General features: G+C 69.1%; 23 protein-coding genes. 9 read left to right on the top strand and 14 right to left on the bottom strand.

Annotated elements, in window-relative coordinates; translation table 11 throughout:
* The first annotated feature begins 5 nt into the window (after positions 1 to 5).
* Together CUJ89_RS14395 and CUJ89_RS14390 are read left to right on the top strand one after the other, a co-directional pair.
* The gene (locus CUJ89_RS14395; protein ID WP_114177899.1) at positions 6 to 950 is read left to right on the top strand and encodes a ketopantoate reductase family protein; all 945 of its coding nucleotides are present in this window, start codon (positions 6 to 8) and stop codon (positions 948 to 950) included.
* A gap of 261 nt (positions 951 to 1,211) precedes the next feature.
* Positions 1,212 to 2,609: an MFS transporter gene (locus tag CUJ89_RS14390; RefSeq protein ID WP_114177898.1), complete on the top strand. Its 1,398-nt coding sequence runs from the start codon at positions 1,212 to 1,214 to the stop codon at positions 2,607 to 2,609.
* Between the two features lie 32 nt (positions 2,610 to 2,641).
* On the opposite strand, the gene kynA is transcribed toward CUJ89_RS14390, so the two are convergent.
* From kynA to kynB, 3 genes are all read right to left on the bottom strand, one after another.
* The gene (kynA, locus tag CUJ89_RS14385; RefSeq protein WP_114177897.1) at positions 2,642 to 3,577 is read right to left on the bottom strand and encodes a tryptophan 2,3-dioxygenase; all 936 of its coding nucleotides are present in this window, start codon (positions 3,575 to 3,577) and stop codon (positions 2,642 to 2,644) included.
* Between the two features lie 92 nt (positions 3,578 to 3,669).
* On the bottom strand, positions 3,670 to 4,923 hold the full coding sequence (gene kynU / locus CUJ89_RS14380) for a kynureninase (RefSeq protein WP_415859027.1): 1,254 nt from the start codon (positions 4,921 to 4,923) through the stop codon (positions 3,670 to 3,672).
* A 25-nt stretch (positions 4,924 to 4,948) separates the two neighbouring features.
* Positions 4,949 to 5,590, bottom strand: a complete 642-nt coding sequence (gene kynB, locus CUJ89_RS14375) for an arylformamidase (RefSeq protein ID WP_114177896.1) — start codon at positions 5,588 to 5,590, stop codon at positions 4,949 to 4,951.
* A gap of 130 nt (positions 5,591 to 5,720) precedes the next feature.
* Between kynB and CUJ89_RS14370 the strand changes: the two genes are divergently transcribed.
* Positions 5,721 to 6,221 carry an Lrp/AsnC family transcriptional regulator gene (locus CUJ89_RS14370; protein WP_006477992.1) on the top strand — a complete coding sequence of 167 codons (501 nt, stop codon included), beginning with the start codon at positions 5,721 to 5,723 and terminating at the stop codon, positions 6,219 to 6,221.
* Here CUJ89_RS14370 and CUJ89_RS14365 read toward each other — a convergent pair.
* From CUJ89_RS14365 to CUJ89_RS14355, 3 genes are all read right to left on the bottom strand, one after another.
* Complete coding sequence (locus CUJ89_RS14365) at positions 6,208 to 6,717, bottom strand: flavin reductase family protein (protein WP_114177895.1); 510 nt, start codon at positions 6,715 to 6,717, stop codon at positions 6,208 to 6,210. The genes CUJ89_RS14370 and CUJ89_RS14365 overlap by 14 nt on opposite strands.
* 302 nt (positions 6,718 to 7,019) lie before the next feature.
* Complete coding sequence (locus tag CUJ89_RS14360; RefSeq protein WP_114177894.1) at positions 7,020 to 7,685, bottom strand: hypothetical protein; 666 nt, start codon at positions 7,683 to 7,685, stop codon at positions 7,020 to 7,022.
* Positions 7,682 to 9,088: a selenium-binding protein SBP56-related protein gene (locus CUJ89_RS14355; protein WP_114177893.1), complete on the bottom strand. Its 1,407-nt coding sequence runs from the start codon at positions 9,086 to 9,088 to the stop codon at positions 7,682 to 7,684. Before CUJ89_RS14355 ends, CUJ89_RS14360 begins: the two co-directional genes overlap by 4 nt.
* Positions 9,089 to 9,657: 569 nt before the next feature.
* On the opposite strand from CUJ89_RS14355, the gene msrA reads away from it, so the two are divergent.
* Entirely contained in the window at positions 9,658 to 10,218 is a 561-nt protein-coding gene (gene msrA / locus CUJ89_RS14345; protein ID WP_114177892.1) for a peptide-methionine (S)-S-oxide reductase MsrA, read from the top strand.
* A gap of 33 nt (positions 10,219 to 10,251) precedes the next feature.
* On the opposite strand, the gene CUJ89_RS14340 is transcribed toward msrA, so the two are convergent.
* The 3 genes from CUJ89_RS14340 to pdxH all read right to left on the bottom strand — a co-directional run bounded on the left by CUJ89_RS14340 (position 10,252) and on the right by pdxH (position 13,560).
* Entirely contained in the window at positions 10,252 to 11,550 is a 1,299-nt protein-coding gene (locus CUJ89_RS14340; protein WP_114177891.1) for a DUF72 domain-containing protein, read from the bottom strand.
* Positions 11,551 to 11,573: 23 nt separating this feature from the next.
* On the bottom strand, positions 11,574 to 12,794 hold the full coding sequence (locus CUJ89_RS14335) for an SAM-dependent methyltransferase (protein ID WP_114177890.1): 1,221 nt from the start codon (positions 12,792 to 12,794) through the stop codon (positions 11,574 to 11,576).
* Between the two features lie 121 nt (positions 12,795 to 12,915).
* Entirely contained in the window at positions 12,916 to 13,560 is a 645-nt protein-coding gene (gene pdxH / locus CUJ89_RS14330; protein WP_114177889.1) for a pyridoxamine 5'-phosphate oxidase, read from the bottom strand.
* A 128-nt stretch (positions 13,561 to 13,688) separates the two neighbouring features.
* On the opposite strand from pdxH, the gene tcdA reads away from it, so the two are divergent.
* Positions 13,689 to 14,546 (top strand): tRNA cyclic N6-threonylcarbamoyladenosine(37) synthase TcdA, encoded by an 858-nt coding sequence (gene tcdA, locus CUJ89_RS14325; RefSeq protein ID WP_114177888.1) that lies wholly within the window; start codon positions 13,689 to 13,691, stop codon positions 14,544 to 14,546.
* 99 nt (positions 14,547 to 14,645) lie between these two features.
* On the opposite strand, the gene trxA is transcribed toward tcdA, so the two are convergent.
* Together trxA and CUJ89_RS14315 are read right to left on the bottom strand one after the other, a co-directional pair.
* Positions 14,646 to 15,491 (bottom strand): thioredoxin, encoded by an 846-nt coding sequence (gene trxA / locus CUJ89_RS14320; RefSeq protein ID WP_114177887.1) that lies wholly within the window; start codon positions 15,489 to 15,491, stop codon positions 14,646 to 14,648.
* A 52-nt stretch (positions 15,492 to 15,543) separates the two neighbouring features.
* Positions 15,544 to 16,425, bottom strand: a complete 882-nt coding sequence (locus CUJ89_RS14315) for a pirin family protein (protein ID WP_114177886.1) — start codon at positions 16,423 to 16,425, stop codon at positions 15,544 to 15,546.
* 260 nt (positions 16,426 to 16,685) lie between these two features.
* Between CUJ89_RS14315 and CUJ89_RS14310 the strand changes: the two genes are divergently transcribed.
* The gene (locus CUJ89_RS14310) at positions 16,686 to 17,564 is read left to right on the top strand and encodes an EamA family transporter (protein WP_201752313.1); all 879 of its coding nucleotides are present in this window, start codon (positions 16,686 to 16,688) and stop codon (positions 17,562 to 17,564) included.
* A gap of 54 nt (positions 17,565 to 17,618) precedes the next feature.
* Here the strand turns inward: CUJ89_RS14310 and CUJ89_RS14305 are convergent, their stop codons facing one another.
* Together CUJ89_RS14305 and tsaE are read right to left on the bottom strand one after the other, a co-directional pair.
* Complete coding sequence (locus CUJ89_RS14305; protein ID WP_114177884.1) at positions 17,619 to 19,139, bottom strand: N-acetylmuramoyl-L-alanine amidase; 1,521 nt, start codon at positions 19,137 to 19,139, stop codon at positions 17,619 to 17,621.
* Positions 19,121 to 19,675, bottom strand: a complete 555-nt coding sequence (tsaE, locus tag CUJ89_RS14300) for a tRNA (adenosine(37)-N6)-threonylcarbamoyltransferase complex ATPase subunit type 1 TsaE (protein WP_114177883.1) — start codon at positions 19,673 to 19,675, stop codon at positions 19,121 to 19,123. Before tsaE ends, CUJ89_RS14305 begins: the two co-directional genes overlap by 19 nt.
* 17 nt (positions 19,676 to 19,692) lie before the next feature.
* Between tsaE and queG the strand changes: the two genes are divergently transcribed.
* The 3 genes from queG to xerD all read left to right on the top strand — a co-directional run bounded on the left by queG (position 19,693) and on the right by xerD (position 22,409).
* A complete protein-coding gene (queG, locus tag CUJ89_RS14295; protein WP_114177882.1) occupies positions 19,693 to 20,928 on the top strand; it encodes a tRNA epoxyqueuosine(34) reductase QueG in 1,236 nt (411 codons plus the stop codon).
* A gap of 63 nt (positions 20,929 to 20,991) precedes the next feature.
* Entirely contained in the window at positions 20,992 to 21,462 is a 471-nt protein-coding gene (locus tag CUJ89_RS14290) for a methylated-DNA--[protein]-cysteine S-methyltransferase (RefSeq protein WP_114177881.1), read from the top strand.
* Positions 21,459 to 22,409, top strand: coding sequence for a site-specific tyrosine recombinase XerD (gene xerD / locus CUJ89_RS14285; RefSeq protein WP_114177880.1), 951 nt, complete (start codon positions 21,459 to 21,461; stop codon positions 22,407 to 22,409). The genes CUJ89_RS14290 and xerD overlap by 4 nt, the downstream gene beginning before the upstream one ends.
* Positions 22,410 to 22,453: 44 nt before the next feature.
* Here xerD and CUJ89_RS14280 read toward each other — a convergent pair whose 3' ends face one another.
* A complete protein-coding gene (locus tag CUJ89_RS14280; RefSeq protein WP_114177879.1) occupies positions 22,454 to 24,016 on the bottom strand; it encodes a class I adenylate-forming enzyme family protein in 1,563 nt (520 codons plus the stop codon).
* Positions 24,017 to 24,091 lie beyond the last annotated feature (75 nt).

The following is a 24,091-nucleotide window of genomic DNA, read 5'->3' as shown; positions in this document are numbered from 1 at the left end:
CGACGATGAGGATCGCAATTCTGGGCGCGGGCGCGATGGGCTCGCTGTTCGGCGGGCTGCTGGCCGAAAGCGGCGAGGCCGTCACGCTGATCGATGTGAACGACGCGCATCTCGACGCGATCCGCCGCGACGGGTTGCGCATCGACGACGATCGCGGCGAACGTCGCATCCGCGTATTGCAGGCCGTACGGCCGGAAGCCGCGAATGCGGACGCGGCCGCGTCGCCCGACACGCCGTTCGACCTGCTGATCGTTTTCACGAAATCGCTGCATACGCGCACCGCGCTCGATGGCGTGCGCGCACTGCTGACGCCGGGCACGCACGTGCTGACGCTGCAGAACGGGCTCGGCAACGTCGAGACGCTGAATGCGTTCGTGCCGCTCGAACGCATTCTGGTCGGCGTGACGACGTGGCCGGCCGACGCCGCGGGGCCCGCGCACGTTCGCTCGCACGGTGCGGGCACGATCCGCATGATGACGGCCGACGGCGCGACGCGGCCGTTCGCGTCAACCGTCGCCGACGCGCTGTCGCGCGCAGGACTCGCGTGCACGCTCGACGCCGACGTGTGGGCCGCGATCTGGGAGAAGGTCGCGTTCAACGCGGCGCTCAACACGCTGTGCGCGGCGACGGGCTGCACGGTCGACCAGCTCGGCAACCATCATGACGGGCCGCGGCTCGCGCTCGCGATCGCGGCCGAGACGGCCGCCGTCGCCCGCGCGAAGGGAATCGCGGAGGACGGCGAGCGCATTGCGCGCAACGTCGAGCACGCGATCCGCGCGCATCGCGGCCATCGCCCGTCGATGCTGCAGGACGTGCTCGCGGGCCGCCGCACGGAGATCGACGCGATCAGCGGCAAGGTCGTCGCGGCCGCGCGCGAAACAGGCGTCGCGGTGCCGCATACCGAGACGCTGCTCGCGCTCGTCCGGCTGATCGACGCACGCATGAACTGAGCATCACGCCGGCGGCCGGCTTGCGCCGCGCAAACCGACACGTGCGCCGGGGCGAGCCACGGCGCTAGGTTGGAATCGGTTGGACAGACTCGCAGCCGGCGACGAAGCCGTCGCGCCGGTCGATCGCGAAGCACGAGATCCGGGCAAGCGCCGAGCGCCAGCCCGGGCAACTGGAGACACCATGAAAACCACCGTACGCCGCTGTTCTGCCGCGCGCCCCGCGCACACGTTGCCGCCGAAGCGCGGCGTATCGGAGGCTGCATGAGCACGCGTGACGCATTGCAGCCGCCGTCGGTCGACATCGGCACGACGCTCGACGATGGACCCTTCACGACAATGCAGCGCTGCGTGGTGCTGCTCGCCGCGCTCGCGATCGTGCTCGACGGTTTCGATGGCCAGTTGATCGGCTTCGCGATTCCGGTGCTGATCCGCGAATGGGGCATTACGCGCGGCGCGTTCGCGCCGGCCGTGGCGGCCGGGCTGATCGGGATGGGCATCGGCAGCGCGTGCGCGGGGATCGTCGCGGACCGCTTCGGCCGCCGCCAGGCCGTGATCGGCAGCGTGTTCCTGTTCGGCGTCGCGACCTGCGCGATCGGTTTCGCGCCCGACGTCGCGGCGATCGCGATGCTGCGCTTCTGCGCGGGGCTCGGGATCGGCGGTGCATTGCCGACGGCCACGACGATGACGGCCGAATACACGCCCGCGCGGCGCCGCACGATGATGGTGACGGCGACGATCGTCTGCGTGCCGCTCGGCGGGATGCTGGCCGGCCTGTTCGCCCACGAGGTGCTGCCGCGCTACGGCTGGCGCGGGCTGTTCTTCGCGGGCGGTGCGCTGCCGCTCGTGCTCGGCTTCGTGCTCGTGCGCGCGCTGCCCGAATCGCCGCGCTACCTCGCGCGACGGCCCGCGCGCTGGGCGGAGCTCGGCGCGCTGCTCGCGCGGATGCAGCGGCCGGTCGCGCCGGGCACCGTGTTCACCGATATGAAAGACGCACGCACGCCCGGCGGCCGCGGCGGCTTCGGCGCGCTGTTCGCGAGCGGCCAGGCGCGCGACACGATCGCGCTGTGGTGCGCCTTCTTCATGTGCCTGCTTGCTGTCTACGCGGCGTTCAGTTGGTTGCCGACGATGCTGGCCGCGAGCGGGCTCAGCGTGTCGGTCGCGGGCGCGGGGCTCACCGCGTACAACCTCGGCGGCGTGATTGGCGCGCTGCTGTGCGCATGGGCGATCGCGCATGCCGGGTCGCGCTGGCCGCTCGCGCTGTGCAGCATCGGCGGTGCGGCGAGCGCGGTGTGGCTGATGGGTGTCGATGCAGGCCGCCACACGGGCTGGCTGATCGTCGGGCTTGGCGTGCACGGGTTGTTCGTCAACGCAGTGCAGTCGACCATGTATGCGCTTTGTGCGTACCTCTACCCGACGGCGGTGCGCGCGACGGGCACCGCGAGCGCACTCGCGTTCGGCCGGCTCGGCGCGATCCTCAGCGCATTCGCGGGCGCGCTCGTGATTACCGCGGGCGGCGCGACGGCGTATCTGACGATGCTGGCTGCCGCGATGGGTGTCGTCTGCGTCGCGCTGCTCGCCGTGCGGCGGCATATCCCGCGACTGTCGCGCGCGCCGGCACAACCGTGCGAAGGGGAGGAGCTGGCCCGCACGTCGCCGTGACGGCGCGGGCCGGGTGGTGAACAGGCCGTGCGTTACAGCGCCGTGCGCACGTGCCAGAGCTCGGGGAACAGCACGACATCGAGCATCTTGCGCAGATACGGCGCGCCGCTGGTGCCGCCCGTGCCCTGCTTGAAGCCGATGATGCGCTCGACGGTCGTCACGTGACGGAAGCGCCACTGGCGGAACGCGTCCTCGAGATCGACGAGTTCCTCGGCCATCTCGTAGAGCTCCCAGTGCTGCTGCGGATGACGGTAGACCTCGAGCCAAGCGGCTTCGACGGTTTCGTCGTGCCGCGTCGGATGCGTCCAGTCGCGATCGAGCCGTGCCGGCGCGATCGGGAAACCGCGCCGCGCGAGCAGGCGCACCACCTCGTCGTAGAACGACGGCGCTTCGAGCGTCGCGCGCACCTGTTCGAGAATGTCGGGCCGGTGCGCATGCGGCTGCAGCATCTGCACGTTCTTGTTGCCGAGCAGGAATTCGAGCTGGCGATACTGGTACGACTGGAAGCCCGACGACTGCCCGAGATACGGCCGCATCGCCGAATACTCGGACGGCGTCATCGTCGACAGCACGCTCCACGCCTGGACGAGCTGCTCGAGGATGCGCGACACGCGTGCGAGCATCTTGAACGCGGGCGGCAGCGCGTCGCCGCGGACCGCATCGAGCGCGCCGCGCAGCTCGAACAGCGCGAGCTTCATCCACAGCTCGCTCGTCTGATGCTGGATGATGAACAGCATCTCGTTGTGATCGGGCGACAGCGGATGCTGCGCGTCGAGGATCGAATTCAGCGACAGGTAGTCGCCGTAGCTCATCGACTTCGAGAAATCGAGCTGCGCGTCGTGCCAGCCGGCTTGCCCGGCGGCCTCGCCGGGCACGTGCGGTGCTTCGTGCGCCGGTTGCGCCGATTGTGCGGCGCGCGCGCCCGAGAACGGGCAGCCCGCCGGCGCGTCGTCGCCGGGTGGCTGCATATGACCAGAATTCACGACTTTCTCCAGATTTGAATAACGGGGGCGCGGCGCGCAATCCGCACGTAACTGCGGCGCGCGCCGGGCAAAACCGGTCAGGTCACCGCGCCGCGCTCGGCGAACTCGGGCGCCTTCCACGCGGCGGTGGCCAGGATGTCGCGCAGCGTCTCGACGGCATCCCACACGTCGGCGAAGCGCACATAGAGCGGCGTGAAGCCGAAGCGCAGCACGTACGGCTCGCGGTAGTCGCCGATCACGCCGCGCGCGATCAGCGCCTGCATCACCTCGTAGCCGTGCGGATGCTCGAAGCTCGCCTGCGAGCCGCGCTGGTGATGCGCGCGCGGCGTGACGAGCTTCAGCGACAGGCCCGCGCAGCGCGTTTCGACGAGCGCGATGAACGCGTCGGTCAGCGCGAGCGACTTGCGGCGGATTGCCTGCATGTCGGTCTGCAGGAACACGTCGAGCCCGCATTCGACCATCGACATCGACACCATCGGCTGCGTGCCGCACAGGAAGCGGGCGATGCCCGGATCGGGCGCGAAGCTTGGCTGCATCGCGAACGGCGCGCGGTGGCCCCACCAGCCCGACAGCGGCTGCGAGAAATGCGCGTGATGGCGCTGCGGCACCCACACGAACGCGGGCGAACCGGGGCCGCCGTTCAGGTACTTGTACGTGCAGCCGACCGCACCGTCCGCGCGCGCGCCGTTCAGGTCGACCGGCACGGCGCCGGCCGAGTGCGCGAGATCCCACAGCATCAGCCCGCCCGCGTCGTGCACGAGCTGCGTGACGGCCGGCATGTCGTGCATGTAGCCGGTGCGGTAGTTCACGTGCGTGATCATCGCGACGGCCGTGTCCGCGCCGAGCGCGCCGGGCAGGTCCGCCGGATCGTCGATCAGGCGCAGTTCGTAGTCGCCGCCGAGCTGTTCGATCAGCCCTTGCGCGATGTACAGGTCGGTCGGGAAGTTCGAGCGCTCCGACACGATCACGCGGCGCTCGGGCGCGCGCTCGGCCTGGCTGCGCAGCATCGCCGACAGCAGCTTGAACAGGTTGATCGAGATGGTGTCGGTGACGACCGTTTCGCCGGGCGCGCCGCCGATCAGCGTCGCGAGCTTGTCGCCGAGACGGCGCGGCAGCGCGAACCAGCCGGCCGTGTTCCAGCTCCGGATCAGGCCTTCGCCCCATTCGGTGCCGATCACCTGCTGTGCGCGGGCGGCCGATGCGCGCGGTTGTGCGCCGAGCGAATTGCCGTCGAGGTAGATCACGCCGTCGGGCAGCGAGAACTGGTCGCGCAGCGGGGCGAGCAGGTCGTCTCGGTCGAGGGCGAGCGCGTCTTCACGGGTCTTGATCATGGTGTGGGGTCGTAGGTCGGGAGAATCAGGAAGCACGCGCGGGCAGCGCGCGCAGCACCGCGCGCACGGGGCTCGCGTCGAGCGTCGCGAACTTCAGCGGCAGCGCGATCAGTTCGTAGTCGCCGGGCGGCACGTCGTCGAGCACGATGCCTTCGAGGATCGCCATCCGGTGTGCGCGCACGCGGTGATGCGCATCCATCGTCTTCGATTCCTGCGGGTCGAGCGACGGCGTATCGATGCCGATCAGCGTCACGCCGTGCGCGGCGAGCAGGTCGACGGTAGCGGGCGCGACCGCGCAGAAGTTGCTGTCCCACTGCTCGACGCTGGCGTGCTCGCAGGTGCGCAGCAGCACGCGCGGCGGCACGCCGTCGAGCGCGGCCGCGATGTCGGCCGGCTGCACGACGGGCGATGCGCCGATGCAATGGATCACGCGGCACGGGCCGAGGTAGGTGTCGAGCGGTACGGCGCCGATCGGCGCGCCGTCGGCGTCGTAGTGCAGCGGCGCGTCGCAGTGCGCGCCCGTGTGCGGCGACAGCGTCAGGCGCGCGACGTTGACCGGCGAACCGGCCTCCATCCGCCACACGCGTTCGACGGAAACCGGCGTATCGCCCGGCCACACGGGGGTGGCGGGGCTGACAGGCGGCGAGATGTCCCAGAGTGTGTCCATGGCATGACGAATCGGTGAGTCGATCCTTCGAATGATAGGTGGACGCTCGCAGAAAGTGCTTGCGAAATAAACATGGACAATCCGCCGGATTGGCAGATAATTCGACTCAGAGGGAAAACGGGGACCATAAATGCACGCGATCACGCTCGATGCCACCGACTGCCGGATTCTGGCGGTACTGCAGGAGGAGGGCAGAATCAGCAATCTCGACCTGGCGGAACGGATTTCGCTTTCGCCATCCGCCTGCCTGCGCCGCATGCGCCTGCTCGAGGAGCAGGGCGTGATCGAGCACTATCGCGCGTGCCTGAGCCGCGAGAAGCTCGGCTTCGAGCTCGAGGCGTTCGTGCAGGTATCGATGCGCAACGAGGAAAACCAATGGCACGAGCGCTTCGCGGAAGCGCTGCGCGAATGGCCGGAGGTGGTCGGCGCGTTCGTCGTGACGGGCGAGAGCCACTATCTGCTGCGCGTGCTCGCGCACAACCTCAAGCACTATTCGGATTTCGTGCTGAACCGGCTCTACAAGGCGCCCGGCGTGATGGACATCCGTTCGAACATCGTGCTGCAGACGCTGAAGGATGAAGCCGGCGCGCCGGTCGGGCTGGCGCGCACGGGCGCGATCAAAGCTGTGTGAGGCCGTGGAAGCCGCCGCCGTGGAACACGAGCGGCGGCGTCGTGTCCGATGCGGGCCGCACGCCGCAGCGTTCGACTTCGCCGACGAAGATCACGTGGTCGCCTTCGTCGTAGCGGCTGCGGTTGTGGCATTCGAACCACGCGAGCGCGCCGTCGAGCACGGGCATCCCCGAGTTGCCGGCCGCGTGCGCGATCCCTTCGAAGCGATCGCCCTTGTAGGTCGAGAAGCGCTTGCACAGGTCGAGCTGCGACGCCGCGAGCACGTTCACCACGTAATGGCTGTTGCCGCGGAACACGGGCGTCGACGCCGATTTGTGCGCGAGGCTCCACAGCACGAGCGGCGGATCGAGCGATACCGAGTTGAACGAGCTGGCGGTGATGCCGATCAGTTGCCCGGACGGCGCGCGCGTCGTGATCACCGTCACGCCCGTCGCGAACTGGCCGAGCGCCTGGCGGAAGGCGGACGCGTCGAAATCCGGCGGGTTGGCGTGGCTCATCGGGCGGCCATCCGGAACGAAACGGGCGGGCACGGCGCGACGCGGGTGTGACGGGCGCGGCGGACGAAAGGCGACAAGGCGGTCGGTTGGGAAGTGGTGCGCATGGCCCGATTTTAGCGGAATCGGAGCGGCCGGGCCCGGCCGGACGGCGCATTGCGGGGATAGGGTGACGTAGCGAACACTGCGGCGCGATGCCGGATTCGCGATGGCAGGCGGATCGGACCGGCCGTTCTGTCGCGTTTTTGTGCGGTGCGGCCGCTCCGCTCAACGCCGCTCCGCCACGCCTGCCATCGATGCCCGCGCTATCGCGCCGCCGCGAACCCGAGCGACAGCGCGCCCGTCACGATCAGGCTCGACGCCCATACGGCGTCGAGATTGAACCAGCTCCGCGACACGAACCTCAGCCCGAGATAGCGGTACACGAGCCAAGCGAGCCCGCCGCCGGCGGCGATCATCGCGGCCGCATGCACCGCCGCGACGACGAGCGCCATCCCGAGATGCGCGTCGACGAGCGTCGCCGCCGCCCGGTGGCCGGCGTCCAGGTCGAGCCCGCAGAGCCCGAGGTAGATCGGCACCAGCATCAGCCCCGCACCGTGCGCGATCGCAACCGCGAACGACCACAGGCCGAGCCGCGCGGGCGGGATCCGCGCAAGCGCACGCGGATGCCGGCGCCGGATCAGCAGGACGGCGCCGAAGCCGATCACGAGCGCACTCGCGCCGATCCGGATCGCCGACTGCCATGCGAGCAGCGCGGCGAGCAGCCCGAACGGCAGCATCACCGCGAATACCGCGAGCGCATGGCCGAGCGCGAGATAGCCGAGCGCCGCGACGAGCGCGCCGCCGCGGCGCGTCATCAGCGCGTTCGACACCGCGAGCGGCCAGCCCATCGCGGGGTTGAGCCCGTGATAGACACCGCTCGCGAGCACGGCCGCCCACAGCGCGAACTGCGCGTGAAGGCCGGCGCTCAACGCTTGACCGACGGATAGCAGAACGAGTCGGTCGAGCAGTCGCCGCCTTCGAGCCGGATCTGGTGCGCCCGATAGCCGTCGGGGAACTCGACCCAGTAATCGTCGGCGAGCGTCAGCCCGCCGTCCGGCCCCGCATGCGCGAGCACCTGCGCGGCCGGCACGCCGTCCGGATAGAACTGGTCGTCCCACGTCGAATAGAGCGAGTTGGTCCAGTACACGCGCCGGCCGTCGCGGCTGATCTCGACCATCTGCGGGCCGCCCGCGAACGCGCGGCCGTTCGGGTGCGGCGCGCGGCGCGCGATGCCGCCGATGCGTACCGACCCCGCGAGCACCGGGTTGTGCGGGTCCGACACGTCGTACTGGCGCATTTCGCCGGTGCCCCAGCACGACACGTAGAGGAAGCGGTCGTCGAGCGACAGGTCGATGTCGGTCACGAGCGGCGGCACGGCACCGAACGATTTCAGGAGCGGCGGCAGTGCGTCCGCCGCGGCCGGCTCGGCCGGGATCGTCGCTGTCTTCTTCGCGTGGAACTTGCCGCCTTCGCGCCACCAGGTCCAGATCGAGCCTTCGAGATTGGTCGTGTCGACCACGACGCCGACGAACCCGTATTCGCGCACGGGATCGTGCGCGGGCCGCACCTCGAGCGCCATCTGGTGCTGCGCGCCGAGATCGATCGTCTGCACGTTGCGCCGCGCGCGCAGATCCCAGAAATGCAGCCGGTGGCCGTATTTGTTCGCGAGCAGGTCCTCGGGCACGATCCCGTTCTCGAATTGCGGCGGCAGCGCCCATTCGCTCGACACCATGTAGTCGCGCGGCAGGTTCCACCAGAAGTCGTAATGCTTGTCCTGCGGGCCGCGGTCGATCTCCCAGCGGCCGAGCACGTCGAAGCTTTCGCAGTCCATGATGAAGATGCCGGGCGCGCCGTCGGTGCCGTCCTTGCCCGCGCCGCCGAGCGTGCTCACGTAGATGCCCTCGGGGCCGCAGTGAACGGTGTGCGGCCGCGAATAGCCGGTCTTCGCGAAGATCTCGTCGGGCTCGATGATCTTGTGGATGCGTGCCTGCGTCGGGTGCGGCTTCGTATCGATCACGTAGATGCGCGACGAGCGCAGGCCGGGGATGATCAGGAAGCGGCGTTCGAGGAACGCATGGCCGGTCAGCGGCGACAGCGCCGACGAACACGCATTCCAGCCGAAGTGGTGAAACTCGTCGCCGGTGTTCGGCATCGTCACCGTATGCACGATTTTTCCGTAGGTCGGCGAGCCGTGCTTCACGTCGATCACGGCGAGCGCGTCGGGTCTGGAAAAATCGGGGCTCAGCAACAACGTATAGGCAAACGCTTCCGCCGGTGCCTGCATCGCAAGCTCCGGCGAAGCGTGAAACGTCGGGTCAGGCCGCATGCTCATGGTAGTGCCCTCTCGGTGGTATCGGATCAGAGATGCACGGCCGTGCGCTGCGGGCGTGCGGGTCGGGGTTGCCGCGCGGTGCGCATTGCGCCGGCGGGAGCGATCGGCAGGCGGATGCACGCGTCGGTGACACGCACGGCGCTGTGCATCAGATCGTGAAAGCGGGTAAAGGCGATGCGCCCGATCGCCGCGCAGGTGGCGAGACGGATGCATGGCATGGCGGTGACGCAGTCGAAGCCGCGGCCCGCGAGGCGGCGGCGGCCGGGCTGGCTACGCAGGTGATGGCTGTTGACGCGTGCATATCGATGTTCCGGCAGATGATGTTTGCATCAGGGGCGGGCATGCATCGGACGCTTCGCGTGACCCGACGGCTTGCCGCCGCGGTCACACGTGCCTAAGTGTAGGCGAGAAACGCGCGGCGGGTCGCGCGCGATCTGCCGGGTTCGCGCGCGAGTGAGATACTTGCCGACGTGCCGCTTCGTCCCGCACCACGGACGGGCAGCGGCGAGACGGACCGGTGGCGCCGGCGCATGCGTGCCGGCCGCTGTCATCAACGCAGTACTGATTTCATGGGGAACGAGATGCTTGAAACCGCGACTTTGGGCGGCGGGTGTTTCTGGTGCACCGAGGCCGTGTTTCTCGACGTCGACGGCGTGACGGCCGTTCAGTCGGGCTACGCGGGCGGCCATACGCGCAATCCGGGTTATCGCGACATATGCGAAGGCGATACGGGCCACGCGGAAGTCGTCAACGTGACATTCGATCCGGCGCGGATCGGCTATCGCGAGATCCTCGAGATCTTCTTCGCGACGCACGATCCGACCCAGTTGAACCGGCAGGGCAACGACACCGGCACGCAGTACCGGTCGGTCGTGTTCACGCATTCGGACGCGCAGCGCGACACCGCGCTCGACGTGATCCGCGAGCTGGAGCGCGAGCAGGTGTTCGGGCAGCCGATCGTCACGCAGGTCGTGCCGCTCGACGGCAACTACTGGCCGGCCGAGGATTATCACCAGAACTATTACGCGCGTAACCCGGGGCAGGGCTACTGCTCGGTCGTGATCGGGCCGAAGCTCGCGAAATTCCGGCAGAAGTTTTCGCACCGGCTGAAGTCGCTGCGCGGCGCGTAAGCGCGTGACCGGTGCAAACCGGCGAAATCGACGTTATGCCGCCTCGTTGCGCCACTGCGCGCACGCGGCGGCGATCTCGCGCGCGAGCGCGATGCACGACAGCGGCGCGGAGCCTTCCGCCTTGTTGTTGATCGTGATGATCACCGGCTGCCCGGCCAGCGCGTAGCGCGCGGCCAGTTCGGCGAGCGCCGAGCGGGTGGCCGGATCCTCGTCGACGAGCTTGTCGAACGGCTCGTACTTCGCTTTCGCCTGTTCGTACTTGAAGCCGCCGTGCAGGCTCCAGCGCACGATCAGCGGGCCCGGCGCGTCGCCGTCGAGCAGCGCGAGCGCGGCGGCCTGGCGCAGCGGGTCGGGCATCCGCGCGTGCAGGCCGACGCAGTAGCGCACGCCGAGCGCGGCGAGCGCACGGATGAAGCGCGGTGTGAGCAGGCTCGCGTCGCGGATCTCGATCGCGTAGCGCGGGCCGTCGTGTTCCGGCGGCAACGGCGGCAGTGCCGCGAAGAACGCGGCCAGCCGGTCGATCAGCGCGGCCGGTTCGGCGAGCAGCCGGTCGGGCAGCGGCGAGAACTGGAACACGAGCACGCCGGCTTTCCGGCCGAGCCCTTCGACGCACGGCTGGACGAATTCGCGGGTGGCGAGCTGCGCGTCGAGGAAGGTCGGGTTCGGCCCCGACGGCTCGCCGCGGCGGCCGCGCACGACCGCGTCGGTCACGGAGGCCGGCGCCTTCACGACGAAGCGGAAGTCGTCGGGCACCTGCTGCGCGTAGCGCAGGTAGTCGGCGACGGACAACGGGCCGTAGAACGACCGGTCGAGGCTCACGCTCTTCAGGAGCGGATGCGCGCCGTATGCTTCGAGCCCTTCGCGCGACAGTTTCGTCTGCGCGAAATCGCCGTCGTAGACGATGCCGTTCCAGCCGGGGAAGTACCACGACGACGTGCCGAGCCGGACATTCGGCGGCAGGCCGGCTGCTGCGTCGGCAACGTCCGCCGCGATCGGCGCGGGCGGCACGCCGCGCCGGCGCCGGCCTTGCTTCGGCGGCGCGGCCGGCGGGGACGGTTCGTCCCACAGCAGGCCGGAGGACGAGGGCGGTGCTTCGTCGGACGGGCGGGAGGTGGCGCGGGCAGGCGGCACCGGCAGCGCATCGTCATGCGCGCCCTGTGTCATGTGCTCATCGGCGTTGGCAGGGAGATCGTCGTCCGCGGGCGGCGACGCGCGTGCAGCGTCGGGCGGCGCGCCGAACAGGTCGAATTGTCCGTCGGCGCGCGACCCGTCCGTGTCGTCGTGCTGCTGTCGTTCCGGCGGCGCCTTGCGCCGTGTCCTGCCGTCACCCATGCGTGCCCAGCGTGAAGCGCCGCCTAGCGCGGCAGCGCGTGTTCGTACATGTAGCGCCGCGACCAGGGCAGCGTTTTCGCGCTGTGTCCGGCCTTGCGGCACACGATCTGGAAGATCGACACGTCGTCGTGTTCGAACGCATACGCGCAGCCGGCCAGATACACGCGCCAGATGCGGAATTTTTCGTCGTCGACGAGTTGTCGTGCTGCTTCGGCCTTCGCCTCGAAGTTTTCCGTCCAGATCTCGAGCGTGCGCGCATAGTGCCGCCGCAGGCTTTCGACGTCAACCGCCTCGAGTCCGCCGCGCTGCGCGGATTCGAGCGCGAGGCTGATGTGCGGCAGTTCGCCGTCCGGGAACACGTAGCGGTCGATGAACTCGCCTCCGCCGAGCGCCGTTTCGCCGCTTTCCGCGTCGGTCGACGTGATCCCGTGGTTCATTGCGATGCCGTCGTCGGCGAGCAACTCACGGACTCGCGAGAAATAGAGCGGCAGGTTCTTGCGGCCGACGTGCTCGAACATCCCGACGCTCGTGATGCGGTCGAACTGGCCGTCGATCTCGCGGTAATCCTGCAGGCGGATCTCGATCTTGTCCTCCAGCCCGGCAGCCTTCACGCGCGCGGTCGCGAGGTCGAACTGGTTTTGCGACAGCGTCACGCCGAGACAGGTCGCGCCGAACTTCTGCGCGGCACGCAGCACGAGCGCGCCCCAGCCGCAGCCGATGTCGAGCAGGCGCTGGCCCGGCTGCAACTGGATCTTCGTGAGGATGTGGTCGATCTTCTTGATCTGCGCGGTCGCGAGATCCTCGTCGCCGTTCTCGAAGTATGCGCACGAGTACACCATGTTCTCGTCGAGCCACAGCTGGTAGAACTCGTTCGAGACGTCGTAGTGGTACTGGATCGCCTTCTTGTCGGTGCTCTTCGAGTGATTGAAGTAGCGCTTCACGCGCGCGAGCTTGCTCGCGCTCGTCACCGTGTTGCGCGCGAGCGAGTAGCCGATGTTGATGATGTCCGACAGCTTGCCCTCGATGTCGATCTTGCCCTTCACGTACGCCTCGCCAAGATTGTCGAGGCTTGGTTCGAGCAGCAGCGGCAACGCAGACGCGCTGTTCACCTTCAGCGTGACCTGCGGCGCGCTGAAGGTGCCGAAATCGAGTTGATCGCCGTTCCATAGCACGAGGCGCGCCGGTATGTTCGCTTTCGCCCGTACTTCGTCCGCCCACTGTGCCAGCTTCTTTTCCCAGAACATTTGGATTCTCCGTTTGTTCGTTGAATCGAATACAGCCAAGTATCTTGACCGGCGTCCGCCGCTTGCGAGGCGGGCGCCCGGATGCAACACGAGACACGACCGGCGTGCGCCGGCGCCGCGTTTACGGCGACAGGCGCGAGATCGTCCAGCCCGGCGACGCGTCGGCGTCGCGCGTGTAGAGCAGACGGTCGTGCAGCCGCGACGGGCGCCCCTGCCAGAACTCGATCGCGTCGGGCACGAGGCGGTAGCCGCCCCAGTGCGGCGGGCGCGGCGGGGTGTCGCCGTAGCGTTCGCTGACGGCCTTTTCGCGCGCTTCGAGCGTCGCGCGGCTGTCGATCACGGCGCTCTGCTCGGATGCCCATGCGCCGATGCGCGAGCCGAGCGGGCGCGACGCGAAATAGCGGTCGCTTTCCTCGGCGCTGGTTTTCTCGATCCGGCCTTCGATGCGCACCTGGCGCTCGAGCTCGATCCAGTAGAACAGCAGCGCCGCTTGCGGATGCGCGGCGAGATCGCGCCCCTTGCGGCTTTCGTAATTGGTAAAGAAGACGAACCCGCGTGCGTCGACGCCCTTGATGAGCACAATTCGGGCCGACGGCCGGCCGTCGGCGCCGACGGTCGCGAGCGTCATCGTGTTCGGCTCGGGCAGCTGGGCGGCGAGCGCCTCCTTGAACCAGCGGTCGAACTGGGCGAAGGGGTCGGGGGCGGCATCGGCTTCGTCGAGCGAAGCACGCGAATAATTGATTCGAAGATCGGCGAGAGTCGTCATGTTATGCAAACGCTTCAATCTGGGGCCAGTATAGCGAACGCGCAAGAATCGTGCGTGCACAGTGGCGCGTGCGAGCGGGGAGTTCAGGCAAAATAGAGGGCTGCACGACTTACGTTTTCCTTGCTGCCATGCCCGCTGCCGACACTGCCCCGCCCAGTACTTCTGATCTTACCCCGACCCCGACAATCCGGCTTGACGTGGATCGCGAGCGGCGTTTCGGCGGCATCGCGCGGCTGTACGGCGCGCCGGCGCTCGCCGCTTTCGAGCGGGCTCATGTCGCGGTGATCGGGATCGGCGGCGTCGGGTCGTGGGTGGCCGAGGCGCTCGCGCGCAGCGCGATCGGCACGCTGACCCTGATCGATCTCGACAACGTCGCGGAAAGCAATACGAACCGGCAGATCCATGCACTCGACGGCAATTACGGCAAGCCGAAGGTCGACGCGATGGCCGAGCGGATCGCGCTGATCGATCCCGCGTGCCGCGTGAACCGGATCGAGGATTTCGCCGAGCCCGACAACTTCGACGCGCTGCTCGGCGGCGGCTTCGACTACGTGATCGACGCGATCGACAGCGTGCGCACCAAGGTCGCGCTGATCGCGTGGTGCGTCGCGAAGCGGCAGCCGCTCGTCACGGTCGGCGGCGCCGGCGGGCAGCTCGACCCGACGCGCATCCGGATCGACGATCTCGCGCTGACGATCCAGGATCCGCTGCTGTCGAAGGTGCGCGCGCAATTGCGCAAGCAGCACGGCTTTCCGCGCGGTCCGAAGGCGCGTTTCAAGGTCAGCGCCGTGTATTCGGACGAGCCGCTGATCTATCCGGAAGCGGCCGCATGCGATATCGAAGACGGCGCCGAGCCGTCCACGGCCGCGCACGTCGCGGGGCTCAACTGTGCGGGATTCGGTTCGAGCGTGTGCGTGACCGCGAGCTTCGGCTTCGCGGCCGCCGCGCATGCGCTGCGCGCGATCGCGGCGCAGGCCGCCGGCTGATCCGCGAAGCGCGGGCGTTGACGGATGCGGCAGCGCGGGCAACGCGCTGCAGGCGCTACGTCGATTCAGCCGGGCCGTTGCGGCCCGGCCGGTCGCGCGTCAGTTGAGCGCCATGCTCAGCTTGCGCCGCCATCCGGCGACGAGGTCGGGGCGATCGCCGGCCAGTTCGAACACCGAGATCATCGTGCGGCGGCCGAGATCGTCGCCGTACGCGCGGTCGCGCGTCACGATTTCCAGCAGCTGTTCCAGCGCGCCTTCATACGCGCGCCGCGCGATCAGGCTTTGCGCGAGATCGAAGCGCGCGTCGAGATCGCCGGGGTTCGCCGCGATGCGCGCTTCGAGCGCGTCGGTCGGCGGCAGGTCGGCCGTTGCGTCGAGCGCGTCGAAACGGGTCTTGATCGCCTGGTAGCGCGGGTCGCCGTCTTGCACGGTCTGCGACAGGCGCTCGGTCTCGGCGCGCGCGGCGTCGACCTGGTTGCTCGCGAGCAGCAATTCGATCAGGTCGAGGCGCGCGTCGTCGAAGCCGGGGTTCAGCGCGAGCGCCGCTTCGAGGTGCGTGAGCGCGTCGTCGTAGCGCGATTCGGCCATCGCGTACTGTGCAGCGCGGCGTTCGGCTTCTTCGGGTGCCGGCAGCAGCCGGTCGAGGAACGCGCGCAACTGGCCTTCCGGCAGCACGCCGACGAACTGGTCGACGGGGCGCCCGTCGGCGAACGCGATCACGTGCGGGATGCTGCGCGTCTGGAAGTGCGCGGCGAGTTCCTGGTTCTCGTCGACGTTGACCTTCACGAGCTTCCAGCGGCCTTCGTAGTCGCCCTCGAGCTTTTCCAGCAGCGGGCCGAGCGTCTTGCAGGGGCCGCACCACGGCGCCCAGAAGTCGACCAGCACGGGCGTGTCCAGCGACGCCTCGATGACGTCTTTCTCGAATGTGGCAAGCGTGGTGTCCATGTCGTTCTCTTCCGTTCGAATATCGTCAGGATGGGGGCGGCGCGCCCCTTTTTCAACGCGGCTTCGACTCGGGCAGCGGAATCCACTCGGTCTCGCCCGGCACCTTGCCCATTTCCTGGCGCGTCCATGCCTGCTTCGCGTGCTCGATCGCATCGCGGCTGCTGGCGACGAAATTCCATTCGATGAAGCGTTCGCCGTCGATCTTGTCGCCGCCGAGCAGCATCGCGCGCGCGCCGCTGCCGCTCGTCAGCGTGACCGCCGCGCCCGGCGCGAGCACGGCCATCTGCTCGGGCGGAACCGGCGTGCCGTCGATCGCGAGATCGCCGTCGACCACGTAGACCGCGCGCTCCTCGTGCGACGCGTCGAGTTCGACGCGGCCGCCGGCCGCGAATTCGGCCGCGACATACAGCGTGCGCGAAAACGTCGTGACGGGCGAGCGCAGCCCGAATGCGTCGCCGGCGATCACCGTCAGCGACACGCCGTCTTCGTTGCGCTTCGGCAGCGAGTCGGCCGCATGGTGCTCGAACGACGGCTCGGTCGTCTCGTGCGCGCGCGGCAGCGCGACCCAGGTCTGGATCCCGTGCACGGTGTGGCCGTTTGCACGCTGCGCATCGGGCGTGCGTTCGGAGTGGACGATCCCGCGGCCGGCCGTCATCCAGTTCACGTCGCCCGGCACGATTTCCTGCCGCGAGCCGAGGCTGTCGCGGTGCAGGATCGCGCCGTCGAACAGGTAGGTGACGGTGGCGAGCCCGATATGCGGATGCGGGCGGACGTCGAGCCCCGTGCCGGCCGGCAGCGTGGCGGGCCCCATGTGATCGAAGAAGATGAACGGGCCGACGAGGCGCGCGGCGAGCGCGGGCAGCGTGCGGCGCACCTGCAGGTTGCCGATGTCGCGCACATGCGGCTTCAGCAGGGCTTTGATCGGATCGGTCATGGCGGGTCCTGTGGGGCGGCGGGGGATGCCGGTCATTGTACGGCCGCCCGCCGCCGATTCCATGCTTGCCGCGCGGGTATCGGGCCGTACGGCGAAACCCGGTAGACTGACCGGCTTCACAGGAAAACGCCGTGCCGCCCCAGGTTTTCCGCCCCGAAGGAAGTCCCGCTGGGGGATGACCCTCTCGGGGGGGCCTGGCGCGAAGCGACAGGGCCGGGGGCACTTTGCACAACGATTCGACAATCGAGGAGACGCCGATGATGGCCCCGAAGGACTTGCTGCTTGCGCTGGTCGTGATCCTGGCGTGGGGCGTGAACTTCGTCGTGATCAAGGTCGGCCTGCACGGCATGCCGCCGATGCTGCTCGGCGCGCTGCGCTTCACGCTCGCGGCCGTGCCCGCGGTGTTCTTCGTGCGCCGGCCGCAGATTCCGTGGCGCCTGCTGGTGCTGTACGGCGCGACGATCCAGCTCGGCCAGTTCGTGTTCCTGTTCACCGGCATGTACGTCGGCATGCCGGCCGGCCTCGCGTCGCTCGTGCTGCAGTCGCAGGCGTTCTTCACGCTCGTGTTCGCGATGCTGTTCCTCGGCGAGCGGCTGCACGTGCAGAACCTGTTCGGGCTCGCGATCGCCGCGGGCGGGCTCGTCGTGATCGCGGCGCAGGGTGGCCACGCGATGACGCTCGCGGGCTTCCTGCTGACCATCTGCTCGGCCGCGATGTGGGCGTTCGGCAATATCGTCACGAAGAAGGTCGGCCGTGCGAACCTCGTGTCGCTCGTCGTGTGGGCGAGCCTCGTGCCGCCCGTGCCGTTCTTCCTGCTGTCGCTGTGGTTCGAAGGGCCGCAGCGGATCGCGACCGCGCTCGCCGGGCTGAACGGCGCATCGATCTTCGCGGTCGTCTATCTCGCGTTCGTCGCGACGCTGCTCGGCTACGGGCTGTGGAGCCGCCTGCTGTCGCGCTACCCGGCCGCGCAGGTCGCGCAGTTCTCGCTGCTGGTGCCGATCGTCGGGCTCGCGTCGTCGTCGCTGCTGCTCGACGAGCATCTGACGCGCACGCAGCTGATCGGCACGGCGCTCGTGATGGGCGGGCTCGCGGTGAACGTGTTCGGCGGGAAACTGATGCGCCGCTTCGCGGCGTCGTGACGCGCCAGCACGCGCTGCGTGCCGGCGGCAGGGAAGGGACGGCCAGGGAAGCCGTCAGGCCATCCGGTTCTTCGCGAGCGGCGGATTCGCGGCGAAATAACGCTTGATGCCGCGGAAGATCGCGTCGGCCATCTCGTCGCGATAGCTTTCGTCGTTGAGCCTGCGCTCTTCGTCCGGGTTGCTGATGAACGCGGTCTCGACGAGGATCGACGGAATGTCGGGCGCCTTCAGCACCGCGAACCCGGCTTGCTCGACCGAGCCCTTGTGCAGCTTGTTGATGCCGCCGACTTCCTTCAGCACGTAGTTGCCGTAGCGCAGCGAGTCGCGGATCTGCGCGGTCGTCGACATGTCGAACAGCGCGCGGTTCACGGCCGCATCCGCTGTCTTGATATTGATGCCGCCGATCAGGTCGGACGAATTCTCCTTGTTCGCCATCCAGCGCGCGGCGGCGCTCGTCGCGCCGTGGTCGGATAGCGCGAACACCGACGAGCCGCGCGCGGACGGCGTCGTGAACGCATCGGCGTGGATCGACACGAACAGGTCGGCGCCCACGCGGCGCGCCTTCTGCACGCGCACGTTCAGCGGCACGAAGAAGTCGGCGTCGCGGGTCATCATCGCGCGCATGTTCGGCGCCCCGTCGATCTTCGCGCGCAGCTTCTTCGCGATGTCGAGCGCGATGTGCTTCTCGTACGTGCCGCCGCCGCCGATCGCGCCCGGATCCTCGCCGCCGTGGCCCGGATCGATCGCGACCGTCAGCAGGCGCACGGTGCCGCCCTTGCCGGATTTCGGCGCGGTGAACTTGTAGGTGTCGCCGTCGTCGTCGCTGTCGTCGCGGCGCGCGATGACGGGCGGCGGCTTGACGGCCGGCTTCGCGGGCGTCGAAGGCGCGCCGGCGGCCGGCGGCGTGCGCGGCGTGTTCTGCGCGAAGCGCTGGAAGAACGCGTCGCTGTTGTCGCCCGCGGCGGGCGGCGGCGGTGCGCCCGGCCCGTTCAGCGCGGTCGGCGGCTGCATCTGCTGCGCGCGCGCCGTGTCGTTGAGCGCCTGCTCCTTGCGTTCCGTCTGCGCGATCAGGTCGGTCAGCGGATCGGGCGCGACGGCCGGATACAGGTCGAACACGAGCCGGTACTTGTAGGTGCCAACCGGCGGCAGCGTGAACACCTGCGGCTTTACCGAGCCTTTCAGGTCGAACACCATCCGCACGACGTGCGGCTGATACTGGCCGACGCGCACCGACTGGATCTGCGGATCGTTCGGCGCGATCTTCGACACGAGGTCGCGCAGCGCCTGGTCGAGATCGAGGCCGGTCAGGTCGACGACGAGACGGTCGGGACCCTGCAGCAGCTGTTGGCTATTCTGCAGCGGCTGGTCGGATTCGATCGTGACGCGCGTGTAATCGCGCGCGGGCCAGACGCGCACGCCGAGCACCGACGACGCGTGCGCGAGCCGCGGGGCGACGAGACCGAGCACCAGCGTCGACGCGCCCGCGCACAGGATCTGGCGGCGCCGCCAGTTGTGCGTCGCGGTGGCCGCCGATTCGATCGAGCGGAACGGTTTGATCAACATCTTTCGAGACATGCCTTTCCTGAAGCGCTATACGCCCGGACGGTGAGGGCGCGGCCGTCGCCATCCACGTCGAGCGAGAAGACCAGATCGGGCACGCCGAGCAGCGCGCCCGCCTGTTGCGGCCATTCGACGAGGCAGATCGCGCTGGAATTGAAATATTCGCGAAAGCCTGCGTCGGACCATTCGGCCGGATCATTGAATCGATACAGATCGAAGTGATAGACCTCAAGTTCCCCATCGTCGCGTTCGAGCGCGTACGGCTCGACGAGCGTATAGGTCGGGCTGCGCACGCGTCCCGGGTGGCCGAGGCCGCGCAGGATGGCTCGCACGAGGCTCGTCTTGCCCGCGCCGAGATCGCCGACCAGCTGGATCTGCAGCCCGTCGAACGCGTGCGCGCGGGCGAGATCGGCGCGCGCCGCGTCGAGCGCGTGCGCGAAACGGGTGCCGAAGGCCTCGGTCGCCGCTTGGTCAGCGAGCGCGATCACGCGCTCCGCGAATGGGGCGGACAGCATGGCGTCATGAGGCGTATGACTGGACGTAGCTGGCATTCTCGTAAAATAGTGCGATGAACCGATTACCGGAACTCTCTGCATCCGACAAGCCTTCGACTCGTGCCGAAGGCGCGGCGCCGTGCGCGCTCGATGATGCGGCGTTGACTGCGCTCGCCGCTCGCATCAGGGCGTGGGGGCGCGAATTGGGTTTCGGGGCGATCGGCATCAGCGGTACCGATCTCTCGGATGCCGAAGCAGGCCTCGCCGCCTGGCTGGAAGCCGGATGCCACGGCGAAATGGATTATATGGCGAAACACGGGATGAAACGCGCGCGGCCGGCCGAACTTGTGGCCGGTACGCGACGCGTGATCTCCGTGCGGCTCGCCTACCTGCCGGCCGAAACGCTCGACGCCGGCGCGCCCGGCGGCGAGCCGGGCGCGCTCGCGCCGCACGACTGGCGCGCGCGCGAACGGGCGCGGCTCGATGATCCGCAGGCGGCCGTCGTGTCGATCTATGCGCGTGGCCGCGACTATCACAAGGTGCTGCGCAACCGGCTGCAGACCCTCGCGGAGCGTATCGAAGGCGAGATCGGCGCGTTCGGCTATCGCGTGTTCACCGATTCGGCACCCGTGCTCGAGGTCGAACTCGCGCAGAAGGCCGGCGTCGGCTGGCGTGGCAAGCACACGCTGCTGCTGCAGCGCGATGCCGGCTCGCTGTTCTTCCTCGGCGAGATCTACGTCGACATTCCGCTGCCGACCGACGCGCACACGTCGCCCGACACCGCGCCCGAGACGCCCGGCGCGCACTGCGGCAGTTGCACGCGCTGCATCGACGCCTGCCCGACCGGTGCGATCGTCGAGCCGTACCGCGTCGACGCGCGCCGCTGCATCTCGTACCTGACGATCGAACTGAAAGGCAGCATCCCCGAACCACTGCGGCCGATGATCGGCAATCGCGTGTACGGCTGCGACGACTGCCAGCTCGTGTGCCCGTGGAACAAGTTCGCGCAGGCCGCACCCGTTGCCGATTTCGACGTGCGGCACGGCCTCGATCGCGCGACGCTCGTCGAGCTGTTCGCGTGGGACGCCGACGCGTTCGATACGCGGATGCAGGGCAGCGCGATCCGGCGCATCGGCTACGAAAGCTGGCTGCGCAATCTCGCGGTCGGGCTCGGCAATGCGCTGCGCACGGGCGCCGACCGGCTCGCGCCGCAGGCGCGCGACGCGATCGTCGCCGCGTTGCGCGCGCGGGCCGACGATCGGTCGCCGGTCGTGCGCGAGCATGTCGAATGGGCGCTGCGTGCCGCGTGAAGGCGGCGTAAAGTGTCGTCGGCGCGCGGCGGTGTCGCGCGCATCCATCGGTCAGGAGGGGCAATGTTCAATGCAGTCATCGACGCGCCGTTCGGCAAGGTCGGCATCCGCACGGACGCCGCGGTGGTGCGCGAGATCGTCTATCTGCCCGAATCGGTGAAGTCGGTCGAGCCGGACTCGCCGCTCGCGAAGCGCGCGGTCAAGCAGATCGAACGTTATTTCGAGCGTGCGTCGGCGCGCTTCGACCTGCCGCTCGCCGAAGTCGGCAGCGCATTCCAGCACCGCGTGTGGAACGTGATCAGCGATATCCCGCCCGGCACGGTGCTGACCTACGGCCAGGTCGCGAAGCGGATCGGCAGCGCGCCGCGCGCGGTCGGCCAGGCGTGCGGCGCGAACTACTTCCCGCTCGTGATTCCGTGCCATCGCGTGGTCGCGGCCGGCGGCCTCGGCGGCTTCGCGAACCACGACGACAATGGTTATTACCAGAAGGTGAAGCGCTGGCTGCTGGCGCACGAGGGCGTGCCGTACCGATGAGCGAACCGCTGATTTCCCCCGAAGCCGACGGCGATGCAGCCGCGGCATCGCCCGCGCTGCTCGCGAGCCGTGCGTCGATCGACGTGTTCTGCGATGCGCTGTGGCTCGAGCACGGGCTCGCGCGCAACACGCTCGACGCGTACCGGCGCGATCTGGTGCTGTTTTCCCAATGGCTGGCCGCGACGCACGACGCGCCGCTCGATTCGGCCGACGAGGCGATGGTGACGGGCTACATTGCCGCGCGCAGCGACGGCAAGGCGACGTCGTCGAACCGGCGGCTGTCCGTGTTCCGTCGCTATTACGGCTGGGCCGTGCGCGAGCATCGCGCGAGCGCCGACCCGACGCTGCGGATCACGTCCGCGAAACAGGCGGCCAGGTTTCCGTCGACGCTGTCCGAGGCGCAGGTCGAGGCGCTGCTCGGCGCGCCCGACATCGGCACGCCGCTCGGCCTGCGCGATCGCACGATGCTCGAGCTGATGTACGCGAGCGGGCTGCGCGTGAGCGAGCTCGTGACGCTGAAGACCGTCGAGGTCGGCCTCAACGAGGGTGTCGTGCGCGTGATGGGCAAGGGCTCGAAGGAGCGGCTCGTGCCGTTCGGCGAAATGGCGCACGACTGGATCGAGCGCTACCTGCGCGACGCGCGGCCGGCGCTGCTCGGCGCGCGCGCGGCCGACGCGCTGTTCGTGACCGCGCGCGGCGACGGGATGACGCGCCAGCAGTTCTGGAACATCATCAAGCGCCACGCGCAGCAGGCCGATGTGCGCGCGCACCTGTCGCCGCACACGCTGCGGCATGCGTTCGCGACGCACCTGCTGAACCACGGCGCCGACCTGCGCGTCGTGCAGATGCTGCTCGGCCACAGCGACATCTCGACCACGCAGATCTATACGCACGTCGCGCGCGAGCGGCTGAAGACGCTGCACGCGCAACACCACCCGCGCGGCTAGCGCGCGTCCGGCGCGGCGCGCTCCGTCGTGCGCGTCGGCCGGCGTCAGATCAGCTCGCGCAGCTTGTGCTTCAGCACCTTGCCCGTCGACGCGGCCGGCAGCGCGTCGAGCACGCGGATATGCGCAGGGCGTTTGTAAGGCGCGAGCCGCTCCGCGCACCATGCGTGCAACGCCGCTTCGTCCGCCGCGGTGCCCGGCACCCGCTCGACGAACGCGAGCACTTCCTCGTTGCCTTCGACCGCGCGGCCGATGACGGCAGCCTGTACGACGTCCGGATGCGCGTTCAGCACCTGTTCGACTTCGACCGGATACACGTTGAAGCCTGACCGGATGATCAACTCCTTGCTGCGGCCCGCGATCGTCACCGCGCCGTCCGCCTCCTGCCGTGCGAGATCGCCAGTGCTCAGCCAGCCGTCCGGCGAGACGGCCGCGCGCGTCGCGTCCGCGTTGCGGTAGTAGCCGAGCATCACGTTCGGCCCGCGCACGCGGATCTCGCCGACTTCGCCTTGCGGCACGTCGGTGCCGTCCGGCGCGACGATGCGCATGTCCACGCCCGGAATCGGCACGCCGACCGAACTGTCGGCGCGCGGCGCGTCGAGCGGCGTCTGCGTGATCGTCGGGCTGCTTTCGGTCATTCCGTAGCCGTTGTGCAGCGGCACGCCGTACAGGCGCTCGACGCGCGCCTTCAGGTTCGCGTCGAGCGGCGAGCCGCCCGAATACGCGAAGCGCAGCCGCGGCGCATGCCATGCGTGGCCGTGCGTGTGCAGGTGTTCGAGCAGCTTCGCGTGCATCGCGGGTACGCCCTGGAAGATCGTGACGCCTTCGTCGGCGAGCGCGACGCGCACGGCTTCCGGCGCAAAGCGCGGGGCGAGCCGCAGCGTCGCGCCCGCGTACAGGCTGCCGAGGCAGACCGACGCGAGCCCGTACACATGCGACACCGGCAGCACCGTGTAGACGACGTCGTCGGGCGACACGCGGCGCAGCGTGCTCGACGTCGCCGCGATGAACAGCAGGTTGCGGTGCGACAGCATCACGCCTTTCGGTGCGCCTGTCGTGCCGGTCGTGTAGATCAGCGCCGCACATTGCGCGGCGCCGTCGGCGGCCACCGGTTCGCGCGGCGCGCTCGCGTCGACGTGATACGACCACGCGCCGATGTCGACCGGCAGCGCGGCGGCGGGCGTCGCGCCGTGCCGCGCGGCATGCGCGCGCGCATCGGGCGATGGGTCCGTCGCGAACGCGATCAGCTTCGGACGCGCGTGCGCGGTGATCGCATCGAGTTCGCCGGCCGACAGCCGCGCGTTCGACACGAGCGCCCACGCGTCGATGCGGGCGACCGCGAACAGCAACACGATCTGCGCGACGCAGTTTTCGGCGACGATCATCACGCGGTCGCCGCCTTGCACGCCGAGGCTCGCGAGCAGCGCGGCCGCCGCATCGACGGCCTGCGACAGGTCGCCGTACGACAGGCGGCGCGCGTCCTCGATCAGCGCCGGGTGCGCGGGCGCATGCGCGGCCCAGCGCGCGGGCACGTCGGCGATGCGGCGAGGCAGCGCGGCGAGCAGCGCATCGACGTCGAGCGGCTCGGATGAACGGGTGGGCGAGGGCATGGCGTCTCCAGAAAAGGGGCGGCGGCTGACGATGTTTGCGAACGATCGTGCCATGACGACGCGCGCGCCACAATC

This window comes from Burkholderia pyrrocinia (assembly GCF_003330765.1).
In the GTDB taxonomy this organism is placed as follows: Bacteria; Pseudomonadota; Gammaproteobacteria; order Burkholderiales; family Burkholderiaceae; genus Burkholderia; species Burkholderia pyrrocinia_B.
Note: the sequence above shows the minus strand (reverse complement) of the source record. Positions and strands in the feature narration are given on the sequence as shown.